Raw genomic sequence first — 24,815 nt, 5'->3', positions numbered from 1 at the left:
TTTAGTCGAATTTACGTTTTACAAACCACTTATCGCTTAAAGATAAACCAATGCTCAAGTTAATGTAATTTTCTTCTACTAAGTTATAATATTTTGTGCCTCTTTTACCAATTTCAAGTCCAATATTAATGTTAGTAAATGTACCGCTTAATGGCATTCCAAAACCAATGTTAGCAGCAAAATCATTAATAGATTTATTTTGAAGGACTAATCCGGTATTTTCATAACGCAATCCACCACGATAAACAATTCTCTTATAGTACTTGGCGTAAGAATTATAATTTGGAATGAAAAATCCACCTAAACTATAGCGAACAGCATTTTCAAAGGTAGCACCTTGTATATCGTTAAAACGATTAGACATCACACTGTTGTTTAAAAGAGTCACTTCGCCTCCAACTAACCATTTTTTCACTTCGCCAAAACCAGCACCAAAACTAAGTTTCGAAGGTAGTTTTATTTTGGTATCTGCTACAGGTACATTTTGTCTTTCAATAACGGTAACTGCACTGGTACTTAAAAGTTGAACAATTTCAACATTCCTTGTATTTCCAACTGTCAAAGTGGCTTCTGGCGTGTAGGTTAAACTACCAAAGAAAGATTGTTTTGCGTTTACTTTTGTTTGGTAGGTTATGCCTAAATCAAAATTAACGCCCCGTAAATCAGAAACGTTATTCTCTCTGGAACCATATTGTAAATCAGTTTGATATTGTAAATCTTTAGTTTCAATAGTTCCAAAATTATATTGAAGGTCTGCTCCAATATTTATATTTTTGGTAAGACGGTATCCAAAACCTAAGAAGACTTTATTTACACCTCCAATACCGTTATATTTTGAATAAATACTTCGTATAGTGTCATTGTTGGTATTGGTAATATAGGTAGTTTTTCCAATTTTATATCCCACAGAAGAATAAGGAATAAGTCCAAAACCAATGCCTAATTTTCCAACTGGAATTCCAATAGCCATGTAATCTAATGAAGTTCGTCTTGCTTTAGCTTCTTGCGTTTCTGTTTTAGATTTTGTGTTAGCATAGGTGCCTCCAAGAGCAAAACTCGTCAATTTTAAACTTGCAAATTGAGCGGGGTTTTGAATATTTAGGTGTATACTATCCGGAAAAACCGAAAGGCTTCCCATAGAACGATTTTCTATAGTCCCTTTAAATTTTATATCGCCAATTCCGTAAAAAGAATAAGGGGATGAGGTTCCTTCTTGAGCAAAAATTGCCAGTGAAAAAAGTAAACAGATGCTTACTATAATTTTTTTAATCATTTTGATTGTATTGAAATGTTTGGTTCAGACTTTCTAAAAGAAAATTTGAATTGGCAAATATGGTATTTTTTAATCGTATAGCCAAAAATTCTGCATCGCCTCCGGTTAAAATTATGATAAATTTAGCGTATTGCGATTTGTATAGTTTAATAAAGCCGTCAATTTCAAGAGCAACTCCGTTGATTACACCAGAATGGATAGCTTCTTGTGTAGAATTTCCAATAAAATTATCTGGATGGTTTTTTGTTAACAAAGGTAATTTAGCTGTTTGTTGATGCAATGATTCATAACGCAAACGAATTCCGGGAGAAATAGCGCCACCCAAATAATTATCTTTTTCATCTATAAAATCATAGGTTATACAAGTTCCTAAATCAATAACTAATCTATTTTGATTTGGAAATTGAATAACAGCTCCAGAAGCCAAAACCATTCTGTCAATACCAAGTGTAGTAGGAGTGCTATATAAATTGGTAAAAGGGAATCTACTTTCGTGAGTTATAAAATGAATTTCAACCTTGTCTTTTAAAGATAAAAACAAATCTTTTTCTACATTTCCTACTGATGCAACAACTAAATTTTTGACTTTTTGATACTGATTCAGAATATAATTTGTCTTCTGTATTAGTTCTTCATTGCTAAAAACAAAAATTTCAATAAGCCTATTTTGTTCAAAGACAGCCGCTTTGATTCGAGTATTTCCAACATCAATGGTTAAAAGCATAACACTATTTTTGGTGTCCAAAGTTACGAATAGTTTTTTTTTAGTATTTGTTTTGGATAAATTAAAAATCATCCTATATTTGCACCCGCATTAAAAAGGTACCTTAGCTCAGTTGGTAGAGCAATGGACTGAAAATCCATGTGTCCCTGGTTCGATTCCTGGAGGTACCACTTCAAAACCCATCACTGAAAAGTTGATGGGTTTTTTGTTTGTAAAAATCTAATTTCCAATCTTCTTCCCCAATAAGGAATTTTTCAAAATTGCATTTAACACAAAAAAGTACTGTTAATTGTAATTTTTTCACTAAAATTGACAGTTTTTATAAATAAAATTAAACTAAACAAAACCAAACTAAAAAATAAAATATGAGTAAAACAGCTGTAAAAACTGGACATCCAAAAGGACTTTGGGTATTATTTGGAACAGAAATGTGGGAAAGGTTCAACTTCTACGGAATGCGAGCTATCTTAACGTTGTTCCTTGTAAATTCTCTAATGATGAAAGAAGAAGATGCTTCTTTAATCTACGGAGGTTTTCTAGGACTTTGTTACTTAACACCAATGTTAGGCGGATTCATTTCCGACCGTTTTTTCGGTAATAGAAATTGTATTCTGTTAGGTGGTTTGATGATGGCACTAGGACAATTATTGCTGTTTTTCAGCGCTAGTATTTTTGGTTCAAACATTAGTTTGGCCAATACTTTAATGTGGATAGCATTGGGAATAATCATTTTTGGAAATGGTTTTTTTAAACCAAATATTTCATCAATGGTGGGAAGTTTGTATCCAAAACAAGAGAAAAGCAAATTGGATACAGCGTTCACTATTTTTTATATGGGAATAAACCTTGGTGCTTTTTTGGGACAATTAATTTGTCCAATTGTTGGAGACGTAAAAACAGCAGATGGCATCAGAGATATTCATGCTTTCAAATGGGGATTCTTAGCTGCATCAACGGCAATGTTAGTTGGAACAGCAGTTTTCTATTTCCTAAAAAACAAATATGTAATTACTCCGGAAGGAAGACCATTAGGTGGTTTGCCAAAGCATAATGTAAGTGATGACTATGAAGAAGGCGAATCTCAAAAAGCTGTTTTCTCTCAAAAAGCATTGATTGGTGCTGTTGTTTCGTTTTTTGTTTTAGGAGCTATTTTCCATTATGTAGTAGATCAAAACTGGATATATACTGTAATCTACTCAAGTGGAATTACGTTGGCAGGGTTAATTGTTTCGGATTCTTCCTTAACAAAAGTAGAGCGTGATAGAATTTTTGTTATATATATTGTAGCCTTCTTTATCATATTCTTTTGGGCTGCCTTTGAGCAAGCAGGTTCATCATTAACGTTTATTGCAGACAATCAGTGCGACAGAAACTTCTTTGGTTATAATATGCCTCCATCAATGGTGCAAATTTTCAATGGATTATTTGTTGTTGCTTTTGCAGTTCCGTTTAGTATGCTTTGGGATTATTTGAGAAGCAAAGACAGAGAGCCAATATCACCAGTAAAACAAGCTGTTGGTTTAGCATTAATTGCACTGAGTTATTTTATTATTGCACACAATGTAAAAGATTTAGGTAATAATGGACTTTTAGCTATCAAATGGTTAATCCTTTTATATTTGATTCAAACCGCAGCAGAGTTATGTTTGTCACCAATCGGATTATCATTGGTTGGAAAGTTATCTCCAAAAAGATTTTCATCTTTATTATATGGTGTATTCTTTTTATCCAATGCTTCCGGTTATGCTTTAGCCGGAACTTTAGGTTCTATCTTACCGGCAACGGGAGACAAATTTAACAAAGCCAAAGAATTAGGGATTGATTTACAAGGTGTTCTTGACAAAAAAATTACTCCTACAGCAGAGCAATTAAAATTACTGGCAGACAATCAAATCACTGATCATAATCCCGTTTTTGCTGGTTTTGAAATTCATAATTTATTCGAATTCTTTATGGTATTCGTTGTTTTAACCGGACTTGCAGCTATAATTCTTTTTGCATTAACACCAGTATTAAAAAAGATGATGCATGGTGTGAGATAATCTCATAATAGAAAATATTTTTATATCTTTCAAACCTCCAATATTTCTTGGAGGTTTTTTAATTTATACACTTTATGGAACAAAATCTGACTTTAGAGCAAATTCAAAATTTTAAAGGAAAATATCCAAAGCAACTATGGTATTTATTTTTCAGCGAAATGTGGGAACGCTTTTGTTTTTATGGCATGCGTGGCATGTTAGCCGTTTTTATGGTTAACGTTTTGGTAATGGACGAAAAAACAGCTAATCTTCAATACGGTGCTACTCAAGCTTGGGTTTACGCTTTTACCTTCATTGGAGGATTATTTGCTGATAAAATTTTAGGCTTGAGAAAATCACTTTTTTGGGGCGGAATACTAATGATTATTGGAAGTATAATTCTGGCTATCGACCCAAAGAATTTCTTTTTTATTGGGATAGGATTTACCATCGTGGGAACTGGTTTTTTTAAGCCCAATATTTCATCAATGGTTGGACAATTGTACAAAGAAGATGATCCAAGAAGGGATGCTGGTTTTTCTTTCTTTTATATGGGTGTAAATCTAGGTGCCCTTATCGGTGGCTATATTTGTATTGCAGTGGCTGAAGGTTCTTTATGGCAATCATTGGTACCTGAAAATCTTCGTTGGAATGTTGGATTCGGATTTGCAGCCGTTGTAATGATAGTTAGTCTTTTGACCTTTACGCAAACACAAAAAAGCCTTGGCACAATTGGATTATCGCCTCTTAAAAATATAGTTGATTCTAAAAGAAAACAACTAGAAATAGTTACTTATTTGGGATCGCTTTTAATTATTCCGGTGATTATTGTAATGGTTGCCAATACGGTTTATACCGATTATTTTATGATGATAATTGGCCCGGCATCAATACTGTATTTGTTTTATGAAATGAGGAATTTCTCTTCAAAAGAAAATAAAAAATTATTAGCTGCATTAGTATTTATAATTTTCTCTATTTTCTTCTGGGCTTTTTTTGAACAGAGCGGTGGCTCACTAAGTTTATTTGCTGCAAATAATTTGAATAACGAAATTCTTGGAATACAGTTAAGTCCGAATGGTGTTAACAATTCCGCTAATTCATTCTTTGTGATAGGTTTTGCTGCTTTAGTTGGATTGGTTTGGTTGTGGATGGCTAAAAGAAAGATAGAGCCTAATACCGTTATTAAATTTGGACTGGCATTCTTATTTCTTGCCGCTGGTTTTTGGGTATTTTATTACACTAAGTTTTTTGCGGATTTAAATGGAAGAACTTCATTAGGATTATTCACTTTTGGCTGGTTCATCATCACTTTCGGTGAATTATGTTTATCGCCAATAGGAATGAGCGCCATGACAAAATTATCGCCACAAAAAACGCAGGCAGTCATTATGGGAATGTGGTTTTTGGCTAGTGCCTATGGTCAGTATTTTGCAGGTTTATTAGGAGCAAACATCGCCGAAGCATCAGAACATGCAACCAATCTGGATAAACTTACAGTATATGCTGATGGATACAAACAATTAGCGATTTACGCATTGGTAGCAGGATTAGTTCTTTTACTGATTTCTCCTTTGGTAAAAAAACTAATGCAAGGTGTAAAATAAATCAATTTATATGAGTAAAAATTCAACAGATCAGTTTTTTAAAAGTAACGTCTTAGGACATCCTGCAGGTTTATTTGTTTTGTTTTTTACAGAAATGTGGGAACGGTTTTCATTCTACGGAATGCGTTCTTTATTGATACTTTTTTTAACATCAACTTTAACTGATGGTGGTTGGGCATGGACCAGAGAAAACGCTTCAGCTTTATTTGGGTCTTATGTTGGCCTCGTTTATTTATCAACGATGCTTGGAGGTTATTTTGCCGATAAAGTTATTGGTTTCAGATGGGCAGTAATGCTCGGTGCTTTTTTAATGACATTAGGTCACGCTGCTATGGCGGTTGAAACGCATTTTTCTATTTATTTAGGATTGGTATTATTAGTTTTTGGAAATGGATTTTTTAAACCCAATATGGTTTCTATAATCTCTGAAATGTATAAAGATAGACCTGAGAAAAAAGACGGTGCTTACACATTGTTTTACATGGGTGTTAATGCCGGAGCTTTTTTCGGAATATTATTGTGTGGTTATCTTGGAGAAAAAGTAGGTTGGGGTTATGGTTTCGGTTTGGCTGGAATATTTATGTTTTTTGGAATGATTCAATTTTGGTTGTCTCAAAGTATTTTCGGAGATATTGGATTAAAACCCAACAAAGAAAGTAAAGCAAAACTTGAAGCTTCGGATAATGATAAAAGAAATCCATTTACAGCTTGGCAGCTTATTCTTATTGGGATTTCCGTTATTTTAGGATTGCTTTGGATAATAAACGCTCCTGTTTCAAAAATTTCTGAAGGGAAAATTGATGTCTTTGCAATTTTAGGTAGCAACGGAAATGCAATAGCAATTTTGACAGCTTTAATCCTATTTATTATTTTATTAATTTATCGACTTACCCAGTACTCAAAAATTACTCGTGAAAAATTAATGGCGGTTACTTTTTTCGCGTTTCTGGCTATATTCTTTTGGGCCATATTTGAGCAATCACCAAATAGTTTGACCATATTCGCTAAAGATTATACCAATAGAGTTTTGGAAGGAGGTTGGAGTACAATATTTTTAATTATTAATTCTTTAATTACGATTTTACCATTATTCATTATTACATGGTTAATGTTGAAGATGTTCAGGCAAACATTCAAAAATTATGCTGTCGCTAATATCATTCTAAGCTTAAGTTTTGTTATTATCTGGAGCATCGCTATTTGGATGCTACTAAAAGATTATTACAGCGCCGGAGTTATATCACTTTCAGACAGCACACTTGATTTATTAAAAATTAAGAAAGTTCTAAATACAATTACTGAAGTTCCAGCTACTTGGTTTTCGACTTTAAATTCTCTGTTTCTAATCTTATTAGCGCCTTTATTTTCAAAATGGTGGGAAAGTAAATACAATCCAATTGCCAATGTAAAATACGGAATAGGGATGCTTTTTTTAGGATTGGGAATGGCATGCGTTGCAATTGGCGCAAGCGGAATCGAACCAGGAGCTAAAACTGCATCAGTAAGTATGATTTGGCTAATTTTAGTTTATCTTTTTCATACCATGGGCGAATTATGTATTTCGCCAGTTGGCTTATCTTATGTTAGCAAATTAGTGCCTGCGAGAATGATTGCCTTTATGTTTGGTGTATGGTATTTGGCAGTGGCCATCGGAATGAAAGCAGCCGGAATTTTTGGAGAAAACATAGACAAGATCGCTGACGAACACGGATTGAGCTATTTCTTTTGGTTTTTGACAATAATTTCTGCAGCAATGGCACTTTTTTCAATACTAATGGCACCTATTATAAAAAAATTAATGCATGGTGTCAGATAGGTGAAGTTTATTTGGCATTCTTTTTGTTATATTTGAAAAAAAAATTTAAAACGATGAAAAAAATAGCAATTACTTTATTTCTAATCTTGGGTTCGTTAACCATACAAGCGCAAGAGTTAACATGGCAAACTGATATGAACAAAGCCATGGAGATTTCAAAAAAATCAAAAAAACCTTTGTTTTTGTTTTTCACAGGAAGCGATTGGTGCGGATGGTGTATGCGTTTGCAAAAAGAAGTATTTCAAACTCCGGAATTTACTAAATGGGCAAAAGATAATGTGGTACTTGTTGAACTTGATTTTCCAAGAAGAACTCCACAACAGCCTGAAATTCAAAAGCAAAATGCTGAATTGCAACAAACTTTTGCAGTTCAAGGTTATCCAACAGTTTGGTTTGTGAAGGCAAGTAAAAAAGACGGAAAAATTAATCTTGAAAAAATAGGAAGCACAGGTTATCTTGCTGGTGGGCCAAATGCCTGGTTAGCTGCTGCAGATCAAATCTTGGCAAACAAGAAATCCTAATTTCAATTAGATTAAATCTTATAAAATCCCTTTTCATTAGTATAGTGAAAAGGGATTTTTTCTTTGATACAAGTTGCTTCCCAAAGCCTAACGTAACTTTTGTAGTTTGAGCCATCAACAACAATTTGTTTGGGCTTGTATGTTTTAAGTAACCGTTGTATATTCAGTTTAGGAGATTGAATAATTACTAAAATATCAGGATGAATTTCTTTTCTATACACACATAAACTATCAATGATTAATATTTTCTGATGGTTAAAATATAGTAAATTTTGCAACGGTTTTTTTGCTGTAGCTTTACAAAAATTTCCAATTAAATAGGATTGAATAATCATATTAGAAGTAAGTTTTTTTTGAATACTATCGTTGCTGTAAACCGTCACGTTATTGCCAATTCTTTCGGTTATGATAGTGTTCTTCTTGCAGTTAAAAATGATTAACTCTTCGTTATTTTGAGTGCTCTTCTTTTGAATAATAAAAGTAACTTGCAGAAACAGAATGCAAATAAACATTAATGAAAGGCGTTTGAAAGTTGGTCTTTTAATCCAAATAACGATTAAGATAATTACCAAATAGGAACTCCATAACATTACTGAAGTAAACGAAATATTTTTTAAAACAAAAGCATCAAAAGATGCTACCCAATGAATTAGAAGATTCAGGAAAGTAATAAGAAACTCAATTGATTTTGCAATAAATTCAGGAACAGTATGAAATGTGGCAATTAATACAACGAGAACCCCAACGGCCATAATTATTCCGAGCAGAGGAAGAATGAGTAAGTTGGTCACAAAAAACAATCCCGGAAATTGATGAAAATAATAAATACTTAATGGCATTGCGCCTATTTGAGCGGCGAAAGAGACAGTGATAATGTCCCAGAAATACTTAATGATTTTATTGTTTGGTTGCCAAATACCAGACAAAACAGGCTGTAGCCAAAGGATAAAAAACAAAGCCAGATAGCTCAATTGAAACCCGACATCAAACAAAAATGAGGGTTTAAAAAGTAAAATCAACAACATTGAAACCAGCAGAGTATGGTAAATGTTAACCGTTCTTCTTAAATGAATTCCAATCGCAAGAAAAGAAAACATGGTTACGGAACGCACAATTGAAGGCGATAAACCAGCTAAAATGGCAAACGACCAAAGCGACAAAACAATGATAATTAATTTCAACAGAGAACCTTTTCTCGAGTTGCCAATTGGTTTTAGTAAAAAAGTAATAAACAGCAAAATAAAGCCAACGTGCAATCCTGAAACTGATAAAACATGAACAGCTCCTGCATACTGATAATCTTTTAAAACTTCGTGAGAAATGTCTTGTTGTTGCCCAAGAATCAGAGCGTTTAGCACATTTAATTCTTCTTTTGAAATAGCAGAATGTTCTAAATTAGAAATAATAGTTTCTCTAAAATTTGAAAAACCTGACCACAAACTCGACTCGTAATTTCTAATTTTGATTTGATTTGGTTTTGAATAAACTTGAGCGTATATTTCTTGATTTTCAAGATACTTGCCATAATCAAACAAGTTCGGATTTAATGGATTTTTATTTTTAAATACAATTCCGATTACCTTTAAATGAGTCCCAATTTTCAGAAACTTAATTTTATCTTTTTTAGTAATGTTTAAAATAACTTTTCCAAAACTCCTTCCACCATCAAGTTGTTTGACTAAACTTATATACCGATTGTTTTTTGTAGTACTTTTTAGTTTTTCAACCAATAGCAAATCTAGATTATGAACCTTTTCATAATCGGTAATCTGATTGGTATAATGATACGGATTTAAGTTTTCTTTATGGATTAATCTAGTTGAAATTCCGATAAGAAAAGCTACTAGAAAAACAATACTTCCGAAAAGGATTTTGATTAAACTATTTTTTTGACTGTATAAGGAAGAAATAAATAAAATAAGTATACTTATTGCTAAACTACAAAACACAAATACCGAATTTGGACTTACTATCCGACACAAAAGTATTCCAAATAGAAATCCGATAAAAATTCTCGCTAAAGGGAATTGTAAGATTTTCACATAATAAAATTACATAAAAATTTAATTCCTGCAAGAAAATTATTCTAAAACTCTGTTGATTTGTTTAAAAGTTCTTTCGTAGTATGATTCTTTTAAAGACGAAATCATAACACCACCTTGGGTAGAAGAATGGATAAATTTAATTTCATCACCATTAACTTCAACTATCATTCCCACATGATTTATCCTTTTTTGCCCTCGATTGATAAAGAAAATCAGGTCGCCTCTTTTGGCTTTTTCCGGGTCAATTTGCATTCCTACTTCTGCCATTTCATGAGAAGAACGGGGAAGTGTAATGTCAAATTTTTTGAAAGTGGAATACATCAAACCAGAACAATCAAAACCAGCTGGAGTTGTTCCGCCTGCACGATAATTTACACCTAAATTATCAGAAGCGCTATTAATTAATTGTTCTATCAAATAATTCGAATCTTCTTTTGAAATAACAATATCTGATTCGTTTTTGTCATTTATTTTTAAATTTTGTTTTTGATTTAAAGTTGGAAGTACTTTTTTAGCTGCCAAATCTCGTTTGACATTTTTCTTTTTGACAGTACTATTTTTTGCTAAAACGGGTTCGGTATAAATTCCTTTTTTTACAGCAACATCTTTTGAAGTTATGATATTTGATGTAGGTTTACAAGCCGTAAACAGCATAAGAATTGATAGTATAAATAGTGAATGTTTCAATAAAAATAATTTTTGCGAAGATAAAAATTTGAAGTCGAAAAAAAAATCACTTTAAATCATTTAGGATTAATTTAGCAGTTTTTTCGCTGGCACCAATACCTCCAAGTTTAGATTCTAAGTCGTCATATTTTTTCAACAACGCTTTTCTGTGTTTTTCATCCAATAATTTAGAAAGGGCTGTCTTTACATTTTTAGAGTTGAATTTATCCTGAATAAGTTCCGTAACCACTTCTTCATCCATAATCAAATTCACTAGTGAAATATACTTTAAAGTAATAATCCTTTTTGCAATTTGATACGAAGCCCAGCTTCCTTTATAGCAAACGACTTCGGGTACTTTAAATAAAGCAGTTTCTAAAGTAGCTGTTCCTGATGTAACCAATGCAGCAGTCGCAATACTCAACAAATCATAGGTTTTATTCGAGATAAATTTCACGTTTTTAGTAGTCAAAAATTGTTCGTAAAAATGATATTCCTGACTTGGTGCACCAGCAATTACAAATTGATAATCCGGAAAATCAGTTACTATGCTCAACATAACACTTAACATTTTCGAGATTTCTTGCTTTCGACTTCCTGGAAGAATTGCGATAATTGGTCTTTCGTCCAAATTATGAACTTTCCGAAATAAAACTTCATCCGTTTTTACTCGATTGTGAATAGCATCAATTAGCGGATGTCCAACAAACTCAACTGGGAAATGATGCTTCATTTCAAAAAAATCTTTTTCAAAAGGAAGGATGACAAACAGTTTGTCAAAGTCTCTTTTTACAGCTTTGATACGATTTTCTTTCCATGCCCATATTTGAGGAGCAATATAATAATGAGTTTTGATGCCTCTAAGTTTTGCCCATTTGGCAATACGCATATTAAAACCCGGATAATCAATAAAAATAATCACATCGGGATTGAATTTTTCAATGTCGGCTTTACAAATTTTAATGTTGTTGAGAATGGTTTTCAGGTTCATCGCTACTTCTGCAAAACCCATAAACGATAGTTCACGGTAATGTTTTACTAGAGTTCCACCAACATTTTGCATCAAATCGCCACCCCAAAATCTGATATCTGCTGAAGCGTCTTCTTTATAAAGCGCTTTCATTAAATTGGAACCGTGCAAATCGCCCGAAGCTTCTCCGGCAATGATATAGTATTTCATAGTCTTATAAATTCCAAGTATTTAATTGAGCAATTGCATGATGAGCAGTTAAGTCAAACTGCACTGGAACTATAGAAATATACCCGTTTGCTAATGCCCATTCATCAGTATCTTCGCCTTTGTCTTGGTTTACAAATTCGCCTGTTAACCAATAATAATTTTTACCATAAGGTGTTTGTCGTTTGTCAAATTTTTCCATCCAAATGGCTTTCGCTTGACGGCAAATTTTAATTCCTTTAATTTCGTTTGTTTTAAGTTTGGGAAAATTGACATTCAAAACGGTTCCTTCCGCTAGTTTTTTTGCTAAAACTTCTAAAGCAATTTTTTTGATGAAAGGTTTTATTTGTTCAAAATCGGCATTCCAATCATAATCCAATAAAGAGAAACCAATAGCAGGAATTCCTTCAATACCGGCTTCAACAGCAGCACTCATAGTTCCTGAATAAATAACATTTATCGAAGAATTTGAACCATGATTGACGCCTGACACGCATAAATCTGGTTTCTTTTTCAAGATTTCGTTTACTGCCAATTTTACACAATCAACAGGTGTTCCTGAACAACTATATTCTGTAATAGCTGCATTTTCGGCAGAAATTTTATTCAAATATAATGTACTGTTAATGGTAATGGCGTGTCCCATGGCGCTTTGCGGACTATCTGGCGCGACAACGATTACTTCGCCAATTTCTGCCATAACTGAAATTAAAGCACGAATTCCTGGTGCATTGATACCGTCATCATTGGTAATTAAAATGGTTGGCTTGGAAATCATTTTTTTTAAATTAAGTAATTAGCACAGTTTTTGTGTGTCGGATTTGTTGGCAAAATTAACTATTTTTAAGGTTTTAAACAGTCACATTTTTATAACTTTGAAAAATGTTGAATATTACGTGTCACACACTTTATCGATTTTAACAAAAAATTATCTAGACAAGAAATACATGATATTGTTTTTTGTTTACTTTAGACCAATAATTAATGAATAAAATAATTCAATTTATGAAAAGGAACTACAAAATACTTATGGTAATTGGTGCTTTGTCTTTGGCATTTTTAAGTTTTGTACCAATAGAAAAAGCAATTAGAAGTTTTATACCACAAGAGAAATCTTCCGATCCCGAGAAAGACAAAATGTTAATAGAATTATTAACGTTTGTTATCGAAAAAGGGCATTACAATCCAGCTAAAATAGACGACACTTTTTCAAAAGGTGTTTATAAAGATTTTTTAAATGCATTAGATCCGTCAAAACGTTTCTTTTTGCAATCTGATATTGATGAATTTGCCAAATATGAAACTCAAATTGACGACGAAATCAATAGTAAAGATTTAACTTTTTTTGATTTGACTTACACTCGACTAATGAAAAGAATGGAAGAATGTAAAAGCTATTATAAATTGGCTTTAGATAAACCATTTGATTACAAAAAAATGGAATCCATTAATACTGATTATGAGAAATTGCCATTTTGTAAAAATGCACAAGAACTAAAAGAAAGATGGCGTTTGCAGGTAAAACTTTCTACTTTGTCTTCCTTGGTTGAAAAACAAAAATTAGAAGAGGATCTAGCTAAAGACAAAAACAAAACTTTAGAAGAAAAGCTAAAAATTTTTAGAGAAAGTCAAGGCGAAAACCTCACAGAAGAATCAGAAAAAAAATTTATTGCAGACGTTGAAAAAAAGAAAAATCAAGCTCCAAAAACCTATGAGCAACTTGAAAAAGAAACTAGAGAAAGTACGCTTAACTCTTTAAATGACAATTTTAATTTTATTAAAGATTTAGACAGAGAGGATTGGTTTTCTATTTATGTAAATGCTATTGCTTCTCGTTTTGACCCACATACTTCTTATTTTGGCGCAAGCGAAAAAGAGAAATTTGATGTGAGTATGAGTGGAAAATTAGAAGGAATTGGTGCTCGTTTGCAAAAGAAAAATGATTTTACTGAAATAACAGAATTAATTTCTGGTGGTCCAGCTTGGAGAGGAAAGCAACTAGAATCGGGTGATATTGTTTTAAAAGTTGCTCAAGCAGACGCTGAGCCAGTTGATGTTGTTGGAATGAGATTAGATGATGTTGTTAAAAAGATAAAAGGACCAAAAGGAACAGAAGTTCGTTTAACAGTTAAGAAAACAGATGGTTCTATAAAAGTAATTACTATTATTCGTGATCAAGTTGAAATTGAAGAAACCTATGTAAAATCAAGTGTAGTAGAGAAAGATGGTTTTAAATACGGAATCATTTATTTACCTAAATTCTACATCGATTTTGAAGACCAAAATAGTCGTGATGCAGGAAAAGATGTTGCGATAGAAGTAGAGCGATTAAAAAAAGAGGGAGTCCAAGGAATTGTAATGGATGTTAGAGATAATGGAGGAGGTTCTTTGAAAACGGTTGTTGATATTGCGGGATTATTTATAGATCAAGGACCAATTGTTCAGATTAAATCGGCGGCAGGAAAAAAAGAAGTCTTGTTTGACAGAGATGCAAAAGTGCAATGGGATGGACCACTTGTAGTTATGATAAATGAATTTTCAGCTTCGGCTTCCGAGATTTTAGCAGCAGCAATTCAAGACTACAAACGTGGTGTAATCATTGGAAGCAAGCAGTCTTACGGAAAAGGAACTGTACAAAACGTAATCGATTTAAATCAGTTTGTTCGCGGAAGTACTTATGGCGATTTGGGTGCCTTGAAAACTACTACTCAAAAATTCTACAGAATTAATGGTGGCTCTACTCAGTTAGAAGGAGTGAAAAGTGATGTTGCTATTCCGGATAGATATGCATATCTAAAAATGGGTGAAAAAGATATTGACAATGCGATGCCATGGGATAAAATTGATGCAGCTGATTATAAAGTTTGGGACAAACAAAATAACTTTGATTTAGCTATTGCGAAAAGTAAAGAAAGAATGAGCAACAACGCTCAATTGAACTTAATTGATGACAATGCAAAATGGCTTGACGAACGTAATAAAGAAAACAACTATAGTCTAAACATTGATAAATTCAAAGCAGAACAAAAAGCATTGGATGAGAAAAACAAAAAGTACAAACCAATTGTTGACTATAAAAATGCATTCCAATTTAAGTCACTTCCTTATGAGGTCGATGAAATGAATAAAGACTCAGTTTTAAAAGAAAAACGCGACAGATGGCATGAAAGTTTGTCTAAAGATATTTACATCGAAGAAGCCATTCATATTCTAAATGATTTACAATCAGAGAATAATAAAGGATTGACAACTAAAGTTAAAAAAGATAAATTGGTGAAATCATAATTATAAATAATCCATAAAAAAAGCGTCCAGATTTAATCTGGACGCTTTTTTTATATAAAAATTGTAATGCAAATTACCACTCATTCACTTTGTTGGCATCCATTTTTAGAAATATAAAAAGTAAAATAGTAAAACCCCAAAGTCCGGAACCACCATAAGAAAAGAATGGGAGGGGAACTCCAATGGTTGGGAATATACCTGCCACCATGGCTATATTTACAAAAAAGTGAATAAACAATACACCTGCAACACAATAGCCATAGACTCGGCTAAACTTTGTTTTTTGCCTTTCTGCTAAATAAATAATTCGCATGATTAAACAAAGGAAGAGGGCAATTACAAAAAGACAACCAATAAATCCCCATTCTTCACCAACCGTTGTGAAAATATAATCAGTGTGTTGTTCTGGCACAAAACCACCTTTTGTTTGAGTGCCTTCTAGATAGCCTTTACCAAACCAACCACCAGAACCAATGGCGATTTCTGATTGATTAGTGTTATAACCAATGCCTTTCATATCGACTTCTTTACCTAAAAGAATATTAAACCTGTCCCTATGATGTTGTTTAAAAACATTTACAAAGACATAGTCTACTGAAAAAACAAAGCCGCCAATCATTATAAATATTAAGGCGCTTAATATCCAATTTCTGTTTATAATTCTACTTCTATAATAGATAAAAAGTATTACAACTAAAGCTATTCCAGTTAATAGTAATGGTTTTATTATCAAAGCTAATACAAATAAAATTAAGGCGATAAACCCTGTCCAAACGTACCAAGAAGGCAAACCTTCTCTATATAAAACCAAAATAAACACACAAAAAATTATGGCACTCCCCGGATCATGAGGAACAATTAATAATATAGGTAGGAAGAGTATTCCTAAGGCTTGAATCTGCCGATTTAAATCTTTTAAATTTACTTGAACATCACTCAGATATTTAGCTAAAGCCAGAGCAGTTGCGGCTTTTACAAATTCGGACGGTTGTATACCAAAGGAGCCAAAAGAATACCAGTTAGCTTGACCTTTTATTGTTTTTCCAAATACATATAAACCTGCTAAAGAAAGTAATCCGATGACATATATTACACTAGAAAATTTTTCGTAAAACTTGCCGTCAACAGACAATACTACAAATATTAATGGAATAGTAAGTAGGATAAACATAAACTGTTTACCATAAATTTGGGTAAAATCAAAGATCGAGGTTTCTTGTTCTATCGAAGATAAGGATGAGGAATAAATATTAAGCCAACCCATAATTACTAATATGGCGAAGATGGCTATACTCATCCAGTCTAGATTATTGGTTACACTTTGATTTTTCATTTTTTAGAAATTAATTTTCCGGAGCTTCGTTGGTTTTAACTTCGGGCTTTGCAATTTTAACTTCGGGTTTTATTACGATTGGTTTTATGGGGCCATCAATTTTAGATTTAATTAAACTATCTACAATTGGTTTTGCATAATATTTATTATACTCGCCTTCAAGACTTCCTTCCAACATTCGTTTTTCTAAATCGGTTCGGGTAATTTTTCTTTTGATATATTTTTCAATCATTAAACTGGTAATTGGTCCAGCCCAGCGCGCACCCCAATATCCGTTTTCAACAAAAACAGCAATAGCAATTTTGGGATTATCTTTAGGTGCAAATGCCACAAAAATAGAGTGATCCTGAAGCTTTACCCTTTTACCATTAATCTTTGCAAAATTTTCAGCGGTTCCCGTTTTTCCACAAATATCAATTCCTTCAACATTTAAACCGTGTGCCGTACCCAAATTATAAACATCAAATAAACCGCTAATCATAGGTTCGAAATATTTTCTGTCAATTGTAGTTACATGTTTTGTAGTGAATTTTTTATCAATTTTACTGCCTTTGATTTTTTTGATGATGTGAGGCGTATAATAATAACCACGATTGGCAACAGTAGCAATCATATTGGCTAACTGAATTGGTGTCATCAAAACCTCTCCTTGACCAATTGCATTAGAAACAATTGTTTTGCTTGACCAACCCCAACCTGGATACATTTTTTTGTAGGTTTTTGAAGTCGGTAAGTTGCCTCTTTTTCCTGTTGGTAAATCATAGCCCATAAACTGTCCTAAACCAAAACTTTTCAGGTGATTGCTCCACACATCAACACCTTTTGGGGGATTATTATACTTATCAATAGTTCTCATATACGAGCTCGAAAAAAATGTGTTGCAAGATTCGTAAATGCCTCTGTGAAATTGCATAGCACCTCCATGACAGTGGCATTTCATAAAACGACCCGGGGCATAACTAAATCCGTGATGACAAAAGAAAGTGGTGTTCTCATCAATAGCACCTTCTTGCAAGGCAACTAATCCGGTTAGAATTTTGAATGGAGACCCAGGAGTATATTCAGCTAATAAACCTCTGTCATATAATGGTTTTGCAATGGAGTCTTTATATAAAGTTGTATAGTTTTTAGATCGTTGTCTTCCCACTAGAATTGCTGGGTCATATGATGGGGCAGTTACCAACGCTAAAATTTCACCAGTTTTTGGTTCAATAGCTACTATTCCGCCTCGTTTGTTAATCATTAATTCCTCTCCATATTTTTGAAGTTCGGCGTCTATACTTAAATTAATATCGCTGCCCTGAACAGCTATAGTATCAAATTTTCCTTCTTTATAAGAACCAATTTCTCGGTTATACTTATCTTTTTGAATATATTTTACGCCTTTTACACCACGTAGAAAATCTTCATAACTCTCTTCTACACCTTGTCTGCCAATCAAATCGCCACTATTGTAATAGTTGTTTTTTGCAATAATTTTGTCATTTACTTGGGTGATAAATCCAAAAACATTAGCGCCAAAAGCTACTTGGTAATCTCTTAAAGCACGTTTTTGAATATAAAAGCCAACAAACTTTCTTTGAATTTCTTGAAAAGCGGCGTATTCTTTTTTGTTCAATTGGGATAAAAATACCGAAGGAAGTCTCGGGCTATAAATTTTAGCTTTGGCAATTTTTTTAAGAAAATCTTCTTTGGTAATTTTAAGTAAAGAACAGAATTCGGTAGTGTCTAAATCTTTGACATCCTTTGGGATTACCATGATGTCATAAGAAGGTTGATTGGCAACCAAAAGTTTACCATTTCTATCATAAATGTAACCACGCTCTGGATAATCATAAGCTATTTTTATCGCGTTGTTATCTGATGCAAGTTTGAGCGAATCATCAATTACCTGTAGGTAAAATAGCCGCAATACAAGTAGGATAGTACAAATGAAAATAATTGTTGGCAATAATACCTTTCTCATCGCTTACTTGGCTTAATAATATAGATAATAATAATACAAGTAATAATTGTAAAAATGGTGCTCAATAGCGTTCGAACTAAAATATCCCATAGGAAGCTAACTTTAAAAACTTCTAAGACAAATAGAACAAAGTGATGAATTACAACCGCAATTAGTATAAATGAAAATCGCTCAGGTGTTAATACATCATTTAGTTTAACGGTTTGGTATTCATAACTCAACCCAAAGGAGAATTTAAAAATTGCGGGTCTGTAATACGCAAGTACAAGACAAGCTGCGGCGTGAACACCACCAGAATTCCAGAACATATCCATAAGTAATCCTAAGAAAAAACTAGCTACTAATAAACCACTTTTGTTTCCGTTTACAGGATAAAGAATAATAAAAAGCACATAAGGAAACGGATTGATAAACCCAAAAAGATCAATTCTATTGAATATCAAAATTTGTGCAGCAAGCAACAAGACAAATCGGGCAATATTTCCTAATAAGGCACTATTCATCTTTTTTGCTTTGATTTTCTAAATTGATAATCTCATCGGCATCTTTGTTTTTGATGACATAAACATGACCTAAATTAGTCATATCATTAAACAATTTGATATCCAATGTATAGTAATTGGTTTCATTGTCGATATATACATGATCAATAGTTCCAATACCAATATTTTCAGGGAAAACTCTTGATTCAGACCCAGTAACTATGGTGTCACCTTTACGAACTCCTGCCAATCGGGGAACATCAGTTAACTGAGCAAAGCCAGTGTTTTTACCATTCCAGCTTAAAGTACCAAAATGATTTGACTTTTTTATTTTTGCGTTAATCTTGATATTGACGTTCAATAAGCTAATTATAGTTGCGTAATTCTTAGAAGTATTGTCTACAATGCCCACAATTCCGGCGCTATTGATTACACCCATATTTGGTTTTATTCCTGACATAGAACCTTTGTTAATTGTAATAAAGTTTTCCTGAATACTGTACGAGTTATGAATTACTTTGGCAACAGTGATAACCGTTTTATTAATGCCTTTAGTGGTGTCAATTTCAGGTAATTTAGTAGTGTCTTTTTGGTTGAAGAGAATTGATTTTAAACGTGCATTTTCCTGCGCCAATTCTTCATTTTGAGCTCTTAGACCAAAATACTCATCAATATTATTTATCTTTTCGTAAATCCCGCCGGTAAAGAAATTAGCAGAACTTATGATTTTACTCTTATGATAGGAATGCGACTGAATTGTCAACACAAACGATAATACCAAAAGCAGCAAAAACAGTAAGCGATTACTGTTTTTTAGTACAAAATTAAATATTTGCTGCATCGTTTTTTAGTATTCGGTTTCAGTATTACTTCGTCAGTTCGCTTCGCTCGTGTCAGTGTTCGGTATTTTCACTACAAGCACTATTTTATAAGTATGCTTCTGAATTTTGGAATATTTTTAAGTGCCATTCCGGTTCCGCGAACAACAGCTCTTAATGGATCTTCTGCAATGTAAACTGGCAAATCTGTTTTTTGAGAAATACGTTTATCTAACCCTCTCAACATTGAACCTCCACCTGCAAGATAAATCCCTGTGTTGTAAATATCAGCTGCTAATTCTGGTGGTGTTTGTGATAAAGTCTCCATGATAGCATCTTCAATACGTTGGATTGATTTATCCAATGCTTTAGAAATTTCTCTATACGATACTTCAACTTGTTTAGGTTTACCAGTCAATAAATCTCTTCCTTGAACGGACATATCATCTGGAGGTGTTTCTAAATCATCAGTAGCCGCACCAATTGTAATTTTGATTTTCTCAGCAGTGCTTTCTCCTACAAATAAATTGTGTTGCGTTCTCATGTAATACACAATATCATTCGTGAAAACGTCACCCGCAATCTTAACTGATTTGTCGCAAACAATTCCGCCCAAAGCGATAACTGCAATTTCTGTAGTTCCACCACCAATATCTACAATCATGTTTCCTTTTGGTTGCATAATATCGATACCAATACCAATTGCTGCAGCCATTGGTTCATGAATAAGATACACTTCTTTTCCGTTTACGCGTTCGCAACTTTCTTTTACAGCACGCATTTCTACCTCTGTAATTCCAGATGGAATACAAACCACCATTCTAAGTGCTGGAGTAAACATTTTTTTCTTTAACGCCGGTATGCTTTTGATGAACATGCTAATCATTTTTTCAGACGCATCAAAATCAGCGATAACCCCATCTTTTAAGGGACGTATGGTTTTTATGTTTTCATGTGTTTTACCTTGCATCATGTTGGCTTCTTTTCCAACAGCAATAATTTTTCCCGATATTCGGTCCCTAGCAACAATTGAGGGACTATCAATTACAACTTTGTCGTTGTGTATTATCAGAGTGTTTGCGGTACCAAGGTCTATTGCAATATCCTCGGTCATGAAATCAAAAAATCCCATAGATTTTAGTAGGGTTAATGTTTATAAAATTTTAACGCACAAAGTTAAACAAATTAATGTTTAAAATGACGTGTTCCGGTAAATACCATAGCAACTTTATTTTCGTTGCAAAAATTAATACTCAACTCATCTTTTATTGAACCGCCTGGTTGAATAACAGCAGTAATTCCAGCGTTATGAGCAATTTCAACACAATCTGGGAAAGGGAAAAAAGCATCGCTTGCCATTACTGCTCCCTTCAAATCAAATCCAAAAGTTGTCGCTTTTTCAATCGCTTGTTTCAATGCATCAACTCTCGAAGTTTGACCTGTTCCAGATGCCACTAATGTACTGTTTTTTGCAAATACAATCGTATTTGATTTGGTATTTTTGCAAACTTTTGAAGCAAATAATAAATCATTTATTTCTTGCTCGCTTGGAGCAGAATATGTAACCACTTTTAAATCTTCTTTTGAGTCAGTAATGTTATTTCTGTCCTGAACCAATAAGCCGTTTAAACAAGTTCTCACTTGACGATTTGGTAATACTACATCGTGTTGAATCAAAATAATCCGGTTTTTCTTTTCGGATAAAATACTAATTGCTTCGTCATCATAACTAGGAGCGATGACAACTTCACAAAAAAGCGAATTTATTTCTTTGGCTGTTGCCATATCTATTTTTCCATTAGCAATCAAAACTCCACCAAATGCAGAAGTAGGGTCACATGCTAAAGCGGTCAGATAAGCGTCTTTCATATTGTTTCTTGTTGCCAATCCGCAAGCGTTGTTGTGTTTTAAAATGGCAAAAGTTGGTTCATTATTTTTGAATTCCAAAATCAAATTCACAGCAGCATCTACATCTAATAAATTATTATATGACAATTCTTTTCCGTGAAGTTTGCTGAACATTTTGTCAAAATCACCAAAGAAAAAGCCTTTCTGATGCGGGTTTTCACCATATCTTAAAATCTGTCCGTTATCAATACTTGCTTTGAAAACAGTTTCGTCCGTGTTGAAATAATTGAAGATTGCCGTGTCATAATGAGAAGAAATATGAAAAGCTTTGGTTGCCAAAATTTTTCTCTGTTCCAAAGTAGTGTAGCCATTTTGAGTTGAAATGTAATCCAGTAAAATCGAATATTCATTTACGGAAGCTACAATAACGGTGTCTTTGAAGTTCTTCGCAGCAGCACGAATTAATGAAATTCCACCAATATCAATTTTTTCAATAATGTCATTTTCGCTAGCGCCCGAAGCAACTGTTTTTTCAAAAGGATATAAATCGACAATCACTAAATCAATCTGTGGGATTTCAAAAGCTGCCATTTGAGCCACATCTGTTTCATTGTCCTGACGGTTTAAAATACCTCCAAAAATTTTTGGATGTAAGGTTTTAACTCTTCCGCCAAGGATAGAAGGATAGGAAGTAACTTCTTCAACCGGAACTACTGGAATTCCTAAATTGTTAATGAATTCTTCTGTTCCTCCAGTAGAATAAATTGTTACGTTTTGTTCGTGTAGTTTGCGAACTATCGGTTCTAATCCGTCTTTTGAATAGACTGAAATCAGTGCCGATTTAATTGTTTTTGTAGTGTTCATTGTGTAGTTGTGTTTAAGGCACAAAAGTAGTTTTTTTGAATGCAAAATTCAAGCATGTAGTGTAACAATATTTTATTTTTTACTACCTATTAAGCAATCTAAAAAATAGAGGCGATTTTCATTATTTTTTATTGAAATTTACAACATTATAAATCAACCAAATGTTACTTTACTTAAGACTCCTCAAAGAAAGTTTTGCTTTTGCCATGAATGCGCTTCGAAACAACAAGTTGAGAACCATGCTGTCTTTATTGGGTGTGACTATTGGTATATTTTCTATCATTGCGGTGCTGGCTGCTGTTGATTCTTTAGATAGGAAAATCAAGGCTGATTTGAGCACTTTAGATAAAAACACCATTTATTTGACCAACAGGTCCTTTGGACCAAGTGATATTCCAAGATGGAAGAGGGACCAATTCCCAAAAGTCAGTTATGAAGAATACCAATATTTAAAATCATCGTTGAACAACGTTGAAGATGTCTGTTTTCAGTATATGACTTTAAACCAAACCCTAAAATTTGAAGCAAATACGGTTGATAATGTAAATATGGTTCCGGTAACTTTTGAGTTTACAGATATTCAACGAATGGAGTTTTCCTCTGGGCGTTTTTTTAATGAATCAGAATCCAATTCAGGAAAGCAAGTGGTGGTTATTGGACATGATATTGCACAATCGCTTTTTGGAGAGCTTGACCCGATTGGGAAATCAATTCGTATATATGGACAACAGTTTAAGGTGATTGGTATTACTAAAAAGAAAGGTGATTCCACGATGGGTTTCGGAGGAGGCGATGATGTCTCGGCTTTTTTACCTTCTAATTTTCTAAGAAGAATTTATGGTGATAACAACCCGAAAGTATCTGCCATGATTATAATAAAGCCTCAAGAAAGTATTGATATTGACGAATTAAAAGGTGAAATCACTCAAAAATTACGCACTTTCAGAGGGGTAAAGCAAGGTGATATAGACAACTTTTTTGTCAGTGTGCTTTCCGGTTTTACTGATTTGTTAGACGGAGTTATAAGCCAAGTTCGTATTGGTGGAATTATCATCAGTCTCTTTTCGTTTTTAGTTGGAGGTTTTGGAATTGCCAATATTATGTTTGTTTCAGTGAAAGAAAGAACCAATTTAATCGGAATTCAAAAATCATTAGGTGCCAAAAACAAATTTATACTTTTTCAGTTTTTGTTTGAAGCCATTATTCTTTGTGTATTTGGCGGAATTATAGGTTTGCTGATAGTCTGGTTTTTGACAATACTACTCACAAATGTATTGGAATTCGAATTTGTTTTAAGTTTCTCGAATGTTCTTATAGGTTTTGGTTTGTCTATGATAGTAGGTTTGTTATCAGGTATTTTACCTGCTATTTCTGCTTCACGATTAGACCCTGTTGAAGCGATTAGAAGCGGGTTTTAAAAAGTAATCATAAAAAAACACAAAGTAAAAAGCTTTGTGTTTCTAAATATTTATGGTGTTATATTTATTATCTAATCTCCTGATTCAAAATCAAATCGAGATATAAATTAATCTTATCTTTTAGTTCTTTTCTAGGCGTGATAAAATCAAGGAAGCCATGTTCTAATACAAACTCTGCGGTTTGAAAACCTTCTGGCAAATCTTTTCCTGTAGTATCTCGAACAACTCTTGGACCAGCAAAACCAATCAAAGCACCAGGTTCAGAAATATTAACATCTCCAAGCATCGCATAAGAAGCTGTAGTTCCACCAGTTGTTGGGTCAGTACATAAAGAAATATACGGAATTTTAGCTTCAGCCAACTGTGCCAATTTTGCAGAAGTCTTTGCCAACTGCATCAACGAATAAGCAGCTTCCATCATACGAGCGCCACCCGATTTTGAAATCATCACAAATGGGATTTTATGTTTGATAGAATGATCAATACCACGGGCGATTTTTTCACCCACAACGGCGCCCATTGAACCACCAATAAAAGCGAAATCCATACAACAAACTACTAAATCTTTGCCTTTTGATTTTCCAACACCAGTACGAACAGCATCTTTCAAGCCTGTTTTTTCGATAGCATCTTTCAAACGTTCAGAATATTTTTTAGTATCCACAAAACCTAAAGTGTCTTTTGAAGTCATTTTAGCATCTAACTCTTTGAATTCATTGTTGTCAAATAAAATTTCAAAGTATTCTTTACTACCAATTCTAACATGAAAATCATCTTCTGGACTTACCCAAAGATTTCTGGCTAATTCGTCTTGGTCAATAATCTTTCCTGTTGGCGATTTATACCAAAGTCCTTTTGGAACGTCTTTTTTGTCTTCGGTTGCGGTGGTGATACCTTTTTCTGTTCTTTTAAACCAAGCCATAATTTTAATGGATAATGGATAATTGACAA

Annotated in this window: 19 protein-coding genes and 1 tRNA gene; 7 read left to right on the top strand and 13 right to left on the bottom strand. The window is 33.3% G+C overall.

The window, feature by feature from the left end:
* Nucleotide 1 precedes the first annotated feature (1 nt).
* Entirely contained in the window at nucleotides 2-1,273 is a 1,272-nt protein-coding gene (gene bamG / locus QWY90_RS12290; RefSeq protein ID WP_290286246.1) for a BamG family beta-barrel-assembly machinery protein, read from the bottom strand.
* Nucleotides 1,266-1,997: a type III pantothenate kinase gene (locus tag QWY90_RS12285; protein ID WP_290286245.1), complete on the bottom strand. Its 732-nt coding sequence runs from the start codon at nucleotides 1,995-1,997 to the stop codon at nucleotides 1,266-1,268. Before QWY90_RS12285 ends, bamG begins: the two co-directional genes overlap by 8 nt.
* Before the next feature lie 97 nt (nucleotides 1,998-2,094).
* Between QWY90_RS12285 and QWY90_RS12280 the strand changes: the two genes are divergently transcribed.
* The 5 genes from QWY90_RS12280 to QWY90_RS12260 all read left to right on the top strand — a co-directional run bounded on the left by QWY90_RS12280 (nucleotide 2,095) and on the right by QWY90_RS12260 (nucleotide 7,962).
* Nucleotides 2,095-2,167, top strand: a tRNA-Phe gene (locus QWY90_RS12280).
* A 195-nt stretch (nucleotides 2,168-2,362) separates the two neighbouring features.
* Complete coding sequence (locus QWY90_RS12275; protein ID WP_290286244.1) at nucleotides 2,363-4,039, top strand: peptide MFS transporter; 1,677 nt, start codon at nucleotides 2,363-2,365, stop codon at nucleotides 4,037-4,039.
* A 74-nt stretch (nucleotides 4,040-4,113) separates the two neighbouring features.
* A complete protein-coding gene (locus QWY90_RS12270) occupies nucleotides 4,114-5,625 on the top strand; it encodes a peptide MFS transporter (RefSeq protein WP_290286243.1) in 1,512 nt (503 codons plus the stop codon).
* 10 nt (nucleotides 5,626-5,635) lie between these two features.
* Complete coding sequence (locus QWY90_RS12265) at nucleotides 5,636-7,441, top strand: peptide MFS transporter (protein WP_290286242.1); 1,806 nt, start codon at nucleotides 5,636-5,638, stop codon at nucleotides 7,439-7,441.
* Between the two features lie 53 nt (nucleotides 7,442-7,494).
* Entirely contained in the window at nucleotides 7,495-7,962 is a 468-nt protein-coding gene (locus QWY90_RS12260; RefSeq protein WP_290286241.1) for a thioredoxin family protein, read from the top strand.
* 11 nt (nucleotides 7,963-7,973) lie between these two features.
* Here QWY90_RS12260 and QWY90_RS12255 read toward each other — a convergent pair whose 3' ends face one another.
* The 4 genes from QWY90_RS12255 to surE are packed head-to-tail and all read right to left on the bottom strand — an operon-like array spanning nucleotide 7,974 to nucleotide 12,628.
* On the bottom strand, nucleotides 7,974-10,004 hold the full coding sequence (locus tag QWY90_RS12255) for a ComEC/Rec2 family competence protein (RefSeq protein WP_290286240.1): 2,031 nt from the start codon (nucleotides 10,002-10,004) through the stop codon (nucleotides 7,974-7,976).
* 39 nt (nucleotides 10,005-10,043) lie between these two features.
* Nucleotides 10,044-10,694: a C40 family peptidase gene (locus tag QWY90_RS12250; protein WP_290286239.1), complete on the bottom strand. Its 651-nt coding sequence runs from the start codon at nucleotides 10,692-10,694 to the stop codon at nucleotides 10,044-10,046.
* Nucleotides 10,695-10,740: 46 nt separating this feature from the next.
* The gene (gene lpxB, locus QWY90_RS12245; protein ID WP_290286238.1) at nucleotides 10,741-11,853 is read right to left on the bottom strand and encodes a lipid-A-disaccharide synthase; all 1,113 of its coding nucleotides are present in this window, start codon (nucleotides 11,851-11,853) and stop codon (nucleotides 10,741-10,743) included.
* Nucleotides 11,854-11,857: 4 nt separating this feature from the next.
* The gene (gene surE, locus QWY90_RS12240) at nucleotides 11,858-12,628 is read right to left on the bottom strand and encodes a 5'/3'-nucleotidase SurE (RefSeq protein ID WP_290286237.1); all 771 of its coding nucleotides are present in this window, start codon (nucleotides 12,626-12,628) and stop codon (nucleotides 11,858-11,860) included.
* 206 nt (nucleotides 12,629-12,834) lie between these two features.
* Here surE and QWY90_RS12235 point away from each other — a divergent pair, with 206 nt between their 5' ends.
* Nucleotides 12,835-15,135 (top strand): carboxy terminal-processing peptidase, encoded by a 2,301-nt coding sequence (locus tag QWY90_RS12235; protein WP_290286236.1) that lies wholly within the window; start codon nucleotides 12,835-12,837, stop codon nucleotides 15,133-15,135.
* A gap of 73 nt (nucleotides 15,136-15,208) precedes the next feature.
* On the opposite strand, the gene rodA is transcribed toward QWY90_RS12235, so the two are convergent.
* The 6 genes from rodA to purH all read right to left on the bottom strand — a co-directional run bounded on the left by rodA (nucleotide 15,209) and on the right by purH (nucleotide 22,446).
* Nucleotides 15,209-16,468 carry a rod shape-determining protein RodA gene (rodA, locus tag QWY90_RS12230; protein WP_290286235.1) on the bottom strand — a complete coding sequence of 420 codons (1,260 nt, stop codon included), beginning with the start codon at nucleotides 16,466-16,468 and terminating at the stop codon, nucleotides 15,209-15,211.
* Nucleotides 16,469-16,478: 10 nt separating this feature from the next.
* Nucleotides 16,479-18,434, bottom strand: a complete 1,956-nt coding sequence (mrdA, locus tag QWY90_RS12225; protein ID WP_290286234.1) for a penicillin-binding protein 2 — start codon at nucleotides 18,432-18,434, stop codon at nucleotides 16,479-16,481.
* The gene (locus QWY90_RS12220; protein WP_290286233.1) at nucleotides 18,431-18,937 is read right to left on the bottom strand and encodes a rod shape-determining protein MreD; all 507 of its coding nucleotides are present in this window, start codon (nucleotides 18,935-18,937) and stop codon (nucleotides 18,431-18,433) included. The genes mrdA and QWY90_RS12220 overlap by 4 nt, the downstream gene beginning before the upstream one ends.
* A complete protein-coding gene (gene mreC, locus QWY90_RS12215; RefSeq protein ID WP_290286231.1) occupies nucleotides 18,930-19,757 on the bottom strand; it encodes a rod shape-determining protein MreC in 828 nt (275 codons plus the stop codon). The genes QWY90_RS12220 and mreC overlap by 8 nt, the downstream gene beginning before the upstream one ends.
* A gap of 80 nt (nucleotides 19,758-19,837) precedes the next feature.
* Nucleotides 19,838-20,866 (bottom strand): rod shape-determining protein, encoded by a 1,029-nt coding sequence (locus QWY90_RS12210; protein ID WP_236397682.1) that lies wholly within the window; start codon nucleotides 20,864-20,866, stop codon nucleotides 19,838-19,840.
* Between the two features lie 53 nt (nucleotides 20,867-20,919).
* Nucleotides 20,920-22,446: a bifunctional phosphoribosylaminoimidazolecarboxamide formyltransferase/IMP cyclohydrolase gene (gene purH / locus QWY90_RS12205; protein ID WP_290286228.1), complete on the bottom strand. Its 1,527-nt coding sequence runs from the start codon at nucleotides 22,444-22,446 to the stop codon at nucleotides 20,920-20,922.
* Between the two features lie 161 nt (nucleotides 22,447-22,607).
* On the opposite strand from purH, the gene QWY90_RS12200 reads away from it, so the two are divergent.
* Nucleotides 22,608-23,864 carry an ABC transporter permease gene (locus QWY90_RS12200; RefSeq protein WP_290286227.1) on the top strand — a complete coding sequence of 419 codons (1,257 nt, stop codon included), beginning with the start codon at nucleotides 22,608-22,610 and terminating at the stop codon, nucleotides 23,862-23,864.
* A 67-nt stretch (nucleotides 23,865-23,931) separates the two neighbouring features.
* Here the strand turns inward: QWY90_RS12200 and accD are convergent, their stop codons facing one another.
* On the bottom strand, nucleotides 23,932-24,786 hold the full coding sequence (gene accD / locus QWY90_RS12195) for an acetyl-CoA carboxylase, carboxyltransferase subunit beta (RefSeq protein WP_290286226.1): 855 nt from the start codon (nucleotides 24,784-24,786) through the stop codon (nucleotides 23,932-23,934).
* Nucleotides 24,787-24,815 lie beyond the last annotated feature (29 nt).

It is taken from the genome of Flavobacterium paronense, assembly GCF_030409795.1.
Classification (GTDB): domain Bacteria; phylum Bacteroidota; class Bacteroidia; order Flavobacteriales; family Flavobacteriaceae; genus Flavobacterium; species Flavobacterium paronense.
The sequence above is the reverse complement of the archived record's forward strand: the minus strand, read 5'-3'. Positions and strand labels throughout refer to the sequence as shown.

Bases quoted from the DNA above. Each gene is read 5' to 3' on its own strand.
- QWY90_RS12210 (WP_236397682.1), bottom strand. From the start codon at position 20,866: ATGGGATTTTTTGATTTCATGACCGAGGATATTGCAATAGACCTTGGT.
- QWY90_RS12265 (WP_290286242.1), top strand. From the start codon at position 5,636: ATGAGTAAAAATTCAACAGATCAGTTTTTTAAAAGTAACGTCTTAGGA.
- QWY90_RS12270 (WP_290286243.1), top strand. From the start codon at position 4,114: ATGGAACAAAATCTGACTTTAGAGCAAATTCAAAATTTTAAAGGAAAA.
- bamG (WP_290286246.1), bottom strand. From the start codon at position 1,273: ATGATTAAAAAAATTATAGTAAGCATCTGTTTACTTTTTTCACTGGCA.
- rodA (WP_290286235.1), bottom strand. From the start codon at position 16,468: ATGAAAAATCAAAGTGTAACCAATAATCTAGACTGGATGAGTATAGCC.
- QWY90_RS12260 (WP_290286241.1), top strand. From the start codon at position 7,495: ATGAAAAAAATAGCAATTACTTTATTTCTAATCTTGGGTTCGTTAACC.
- QWY90_RS12200 (WP_290286227.1), top strand. From the start codon at position 22,608: ATGTTACTTTACTTAAGACTCCTCAAAGAAAGTTTTGCTTTTGCCATG.
- mrdA (WP_290286234.1), bottom strand. From the start codon at position 18,434: ATGAGAAAGGTATTATTGCCAACAATTATTTTCATTTGTACTATCCTA.
- QWY90_RS12285 (WP_290286245.1), bottom strand. From the start codon at position 1,997: ATGCTTTTAACCATTGATGTTGGAAATACTCGAATCAAAGCGGCTGTC.
- surE (WP_290286237.1), bottom strand. From the start codon at position 12,628: ATGATTTCCAAGCCAACCATTTTAATTACCAATGATGACGGTATCAAT.
- purH (WP_290286228.1), bottom strand. From the start codon at position 22,446: ATGAACACTACAAAAACAATTAAATCGGCACTGATTTCAGTCTATTCA.
- QWY90_RS12235 (WP_290286236.1), top strand. From the start codon at position 12,835: ATGAATAAAATAATTCAATTTATGAAAAGGAACTACAAAATACTTATG.
- mreC (WP_290286231.1), bottom strand. From the start codon at position 19,757: ATGCAGCAAATATTTAATTTTGTACTAAAAAACAGTAATCGCTTACTG.
- accD (WP_290286226.1), bottom strand. From the start codon at position 24,786: ATGGCTTGGTTTAAAAGAACAGAAAAAGGTATCACCACCGCAACCGAA.
- QWY90_RS12220 (WP_290286233.1), bottom strand. From the start codon at position 18,937: ATGAATAGTGCCTTATTAGGAAATATTGCCCGATTTGTCTTGTTGCTT.
- lpxB (WP_290286238.1), bottom strand. From the start codon at position 11,853: ATGAAATACTATATCATTGCCGGAGAAGCTTCGGGCGATTTGCACGGT.
- QWY90_RS12275 (WP_290286244.1), top strand. From the start codon at position 2,363: ATGAGTAAAACAGCTGTAAAAACTGGACATCCAAAAGGACTTTGGGTA.